We start from the raw sequence: 4,618 nt of genomic DNA on the forward strand, positions 1-4,618 counted from the left end.
TCGGCGAAGCTCGCCATCCCAGCATGGCATTCCAGCGCCGAACGGACGATGTTGACGGCCAGGCACGCGCCGGACCCTTCGCCGAGCCGCATGCCGAGATCGAGCAAAGGCGGCAGGCCGAGCGCTTCGAGCAGGCCGCGATGGCCCGATTCGGCCGAGACGTGAGCAGCGACAGTGTGGGCGAGCCCGGTCGGGTGCAGCCTGGCGAGCGGCGCGGCGGCGGCCGTGCAGACGAAGCCGTCGAGCAGCACGGGAATGCCGAGATGGCGGGCGGCGAGCGTGGCGCCGAGGATGGCGGCCAGTTCGCGGCCACCCAGGCTGGCGGCGATCTTCAGCGGGTCGGACAGGGCGCCCGCATGGCGCTTCAAGCCGGCCTCGATGGCGACCACCTTGCGCTTCAGGCCGGCGTCGTCGACGCCGGTGCCGCGTCCGGTCCATTTTTCCGCCTTGCCACCGAACAGCGCCGCCGAGATGGCGGCAGCGGGCGTGGTGTTGCCGATGCCCATTTCGCCGAAGCAGATCAGGTCGAGGTCTTTGGTCACCGCGTCGTAGCCGGCGGAAACGGCGGCGAGAAACGCCTCGTCGTCCATCGCGACCGTCTGGGTGAAGTCACCTGTGGGGTGGTCGAGGTCGAGCGGGATGACATCGAGCTCGGCGCCGGCGATGCGGGCAAGCTGGTTGATGGCAGCACCACCGCCGGCGAAATTGGCGACCATCTGGACGGTGACTTCCGAGGGGAAGGCCGACACGCCCTGCGCGGTGACGCCGTGGTTGCCGGCGAAGACGAACACTTTCACCCGGTCGAGTTTCGGCATGTCGCGGCCCTGCCAGCGCGCCAGCCACGCGGCAATGGTCTCGAGCCGGCCGAGGCTGCCTTGCGGCTTGGTCAGCGTGTCCTGGCGGCTGGCAACCGCCTTGGCCGCCTTATCGCTGCCGGCGGGTAGATCCAGGCAGGCGGCGCGCAGTTCATCGAGTGATTTGAAGGACATGGGGGCAAGGTCTCCAAAAGGGAATCAGGGCAAGGGGATCAGGAGAGGGCCACGGTGGCGACGAGCAGCACCGCGATTTCGCTCACCTGCTGCAGCGCGCCGACCGTGTCGCCGGTCTGGCCATCGATCTGGTTGAGGCAAAGGGCATGGAATGCGGCAAACAGCAGGCCAAGCAGGATGATGGCGGCGATGGCGCCGCCAGGACCGAGCAGCAGAAGCGGGATCGCGCCGAGTACGCCGCCGGCAATGGCGGTTTCGAGCGAAACGCTGCCGGCACCGGCGGACAAGCCATCGGGGCGCGCGGGAGGCAGGATGTGCATGAAGGCGCCCAGCACCCCGCGCGAAGCCGCGTGCGCGGCCACAAGGGCGAAAAGGGCCTGCGTGGGATCGATGAGCTGCGAAAGCGCGCTCCAGCGGATCAGCAGGGACAGGCCGAGCGCCATCGCGCCATAAGCGCCGATGCGGCTGTCGCGCATGATTTCGAGCTTGCGTCCGCGCGACTTGCCGCCGCCAAAACCGTCGGCGACGTCGGATAGTCCGTCCTCATGGAGACAGCCGGTGGTGAGGATGGTCGCGACGAGACAGAGCGCCGCCGCTGGCCCCATGGCAAGGCCGAAACGTTCGGCCGTGGCAAAGACGATGGCGCCGATTAGCCCTACGACAAGGCCGGCGATGGGGGCCGCCCAGATCGCGGCCGCGAGGCCACGGCCGCGAAAGTCGAAGGCGGGCAGGGGCAGTCTGGTGAAGAAGACCAGGCAGAGCGCTATGTCGTCGAGGACTTGCCGGGGCGAAAGCGTCAGGTTCGGCAGCTTCATGCGCTAGCCTTTCGCAATGGCGTGGAAGAAAGTGCCGCTGACATGGCCGCGCCGGAAGCCGGAAGCCCCGATCGGGTTGCCCTGGCCATCGGCGAGGTCGGCCAGCGGCTCGTCATTGCCGGTGGCGGTCATCTGCGCATAATGGAATTCGTGGCCACGGATCAACGCGCCTTCCGGACCCAGGGCGCAGCCGGCGCGCAGCCTCGCCTCACGGTAGCCGAGATTCATCTTGCGCCTGGCAAAGCTGGTGGAATGGCCGAGCAGGCCGAGCATTGCGTGCGTCTTGCCGTCGGCATCCTCCAGCGCCTCGCCGAGCACCATGAAGCCGCCGCACTCGCCGTGGATCAGCTTTGTCGCGGCAAATCCCGCCATTCCGGCGCGGAAGTTGGTGGCGGCGGCAAGCTTGCCGGCATGAAGCTCGGGATAGCCGCCGGGCAGCCAGCAGACATCGCAATCCTGCCCGGGCGCCTCATCGGCGAGCGGCGAGAACGGAACGATCTCGGCGCCCGCCTTCCGCCAGACGGCGGCGACATGCGGATAGAGGAAGGTAAAGGCGGCATCCTCAGCCAGCGCGATGCGTTGACCCGGCGGTTGCAGTGCGTCGGCGAAGTCCCCCTCTGCCGGGCGCAGCGGGGTCGCCAGCGCCATGACAGCGTCGAGATCGAGGGATTTTTCCGCCATGTCGGCCAGCCTGTCGAGATGCGCCATCAAGTCATCATACTCGCCGGCCTGGACGAGGCCGAGATGGCGCTCCGGTAAATTGAGCGTGGGGTCGCGCAGGATGGCGCCGACCACGGGCAGGCCGATCGCCTCGATGGCGTCGCCGGAGAGCCGCCGGTGACGTTCGCTGCCCAGCCGGTTGAGCACCACGCCCGCCATGCGCACATCCGGATCGTAGGTGGCAAAGCCCTTGGCGACGGCCGCCGCCGTGGTCGATTGGCCGGACACATCGAGCACCAGAAGGACCGGCAGGCCGTAGAGCCGCGCAAGATCGGCGGCCGAACCGGTGCGGCCCGAAGCGGCCGGGATGCCGTCGAACAAGCCCATGGCGCTTTCGAGGATGACGAAATCCGTGTCGTCGGCCGCTTGAGCCGCCAGCGCATTGAGCAGCGAAGGCGGCATGGCCCAGCTGTCGAGATTGACGCCTGAAAGCCCGGTGGCGGCCGTGTGAAAGCCCGGGTCGATATAGTCGGGGCCGGATTTGGCGCCGCGCACTTTCAGGCCGCGCCGGGTCAGAGCGCGCAGGATGCCGATGGTGACGCTGGTCTTGCCTGAACCGGAGCGCGGGGCGCCGATGATGATGGCGCGGGCGGTCACGCTTCGCCCGCCAGTGCCGCCCGCATGGCGACGATGCCGCCGACGACGATCAGCGCCGGCGAGGCGAGGCCCGCGGCCGCCGCCGCCTCGGTGATGGTGGCAAGCGTGGCCACGACGGTTTGCTCCTGCGGCGTCGTCGCGGCGACGATGACGGCGGCCGGTGTCGAGGGAGCCAAGCCGCCATCAAGCAGCGCGGCCGTTATCAGCGGCAGGTTGGCCATGCCCATATAGACGACGACGGGCTGGCCGGTGCGGGCGATCGCTGCCCAGTCGATGTCCTCATCGGTGCCGGCGGCATGGCCGGTCGCCAGGATGATCGCCTTGTTGATGCCGCGCATGGTGGCCGGGATGCCGGTGGCGGCCAGTGCGCTGAGGCCCGATGTCAGGCCGGGCAGCACGCGGAACGGGATGTTTTCGCGCGCCAGCGCCAGGGCTTCCTCGCCGCCGCGGCCGAAAATATAGGGGTCGCCGCCCTTCAGCCTGACGACGCGGCGGCCTTCGCGCGCAAGCTTCACCAGCAAGGCGGTGATGTCGTCCTGCTTCATCGATGGCTTGCCGCCGCGTTTTCCCGCGTAGAACAGCTCGGCGTTCGCCGCCACCGCGACCACGTCAGGCGAGACCAACGCGTCGTAGACCAGCGCATCCGCCTCGGCCAATGCGGCCAGCACTTCCAGCGTCAGGCAGCCGGGATCGCCGGGGCCGGCGCCGGCCAGCCAGACATGGCCAGGCTCAAGCGGATGCGGCCTGAACTTCAGCCGGGACAAGGCCTGTTCGAGCGTGGCGTTTTCGCCCTTGTTTTTGCTGCTGGCGCTCACAATCCGTCCCGTCCGCGAAAACGCCGCTGGTAGTGGGCGTCGTACAATGAACTTTCGCCAAAACCTTCCGCCGCCAGCGAGCGGCCGACGAAGATCAGCGCCGTGCGCTCCATCGGATCGGCGGCGAGCCGGGCTTCGATCGTTTCCAGCGTCCCGGTCAGCACGCGTTCGTCCGGCCACGAGGCCCGGAAGACGATGGCGACAGGACAATCGCCGCCATAATGCGGCGTGAGCTCAGCGACGACGCGGTCGATGGCATGGATGGCAAGGTGGATGGCAAGCGTGGCGCCGGTGCGGCCGAAGCCTGCCAATGTTTCGCCGGGCGGCATTTTCGAGGCGCGGCCGGAGATGCGCGTCAGCACCAGGCTTTGCGCGACTTCCGGGATCGTCAGTTCGCGCCGCAAGGCGGCGGCGGCGGCGGCAAAGGAGGGCACGCCTGGCGTCAGCGTGTAGGGGATGCCGTGCCTTTCCAGCCGGCGGATCTGCTCGGCAACGGCACTCCACACCGAGAGATCGCCGGAATGCAGGCGGGCGACGTCCTGGCCAGCCTGGTGCGCGGCCACATACTCGGCCTCGATCTCGTCGAGCGACATCGGCGCGGTATCGATCAGTTTCGCCCCGGGCGCGCAGTGCTGCAGAAGCTCGGGAGCGACGATCGAGCCGGCATGCAGGCAGACCGGGC

5 protein-coding genes are annotated in these 4,618 nt (G+C 68.6%); all 5 read right to left on the reverse strand.

Going from position 1 to position 4,618, the window contains the following annotated elements:
• Window positions 1-989 (reverse strand): nicotinate-nucleotide--dimethylbenzimidazole phosphoribosyltransferase (gene cobT, locus J0I79_RS03510; RefSeq protein WP_292855336.1); only part of this gene is annotated, 989 nt, incomplete at its 3' end.
• Window positions 990-1,027: 38 nt separating this feature from the next.
• A complete protein-coding gene (locus J0I79_RS03515) occupies window positions 1,028-1,804 on the reverse strand; it encodes an adenosylcobinamide-GDP ribazoletransferase (protein WP_292855337.1) in 777 nt (258 codons plus the stop codon).
• 3 nt (window positions 1,805-1,807) lie between these two features.
• Window positions 1,808-3,121 (reverse strand): cobyrinate a,c-diamide synthase, encoded by a 1,314-nt coding sequence (locus J0I79_RS03520; protein ID WP_292855338.1) that lies wholly within the window; start codon window positions 3,119-3,121, stop codon window positions 1,808-1,810.
• On the reverse strand, window positions 3,118-3,936 hold the full coding sequence (cobA, locus tag J0I79_RS03525) for a uroporphyrinogen-III C-methyltransferase (RefSeq protein ID WP_292855339.1): 819 nt from the start codon (window positions 3,934-3,936) through the stop codon (window positions 3,118-3,120). The genes J0I79_RS03520 and cobA overlap by 4 nt, the downstream gene beginning before the upstream one ends.
• On the reverse strand, window positions 3,933-4,618 hold a 686-nt coding region (gene cobM / locus J0I79_RS03530), incomplete at its 5' end, for a precorrin-4 C(11)-methyltransferase (RefSeq protein WP_292855340.1). The genes cobA and cobM, both read right to left, overlap by 4 nt.

It is taken from the genome of Mesorhizobium sp. (genome assembly GCF_017306585.1).
Classification (GTDB): Bacteria; Pseudomonadota; Alphaproteobacteria; order Rhizobiales; family Rhizobiaceae; genus Mesorhizobium.

Bases quoted from the DNA above. Each gene is read 5' to 3' on its own strand.
- J0I79_RS03515 (WP_292855337.1), bottom strand. From the start codon at position 1,804: ATGAAGCTGCCGAACCTGACGCTTTCGCCCCGGCAAGTCCTCGACGAC.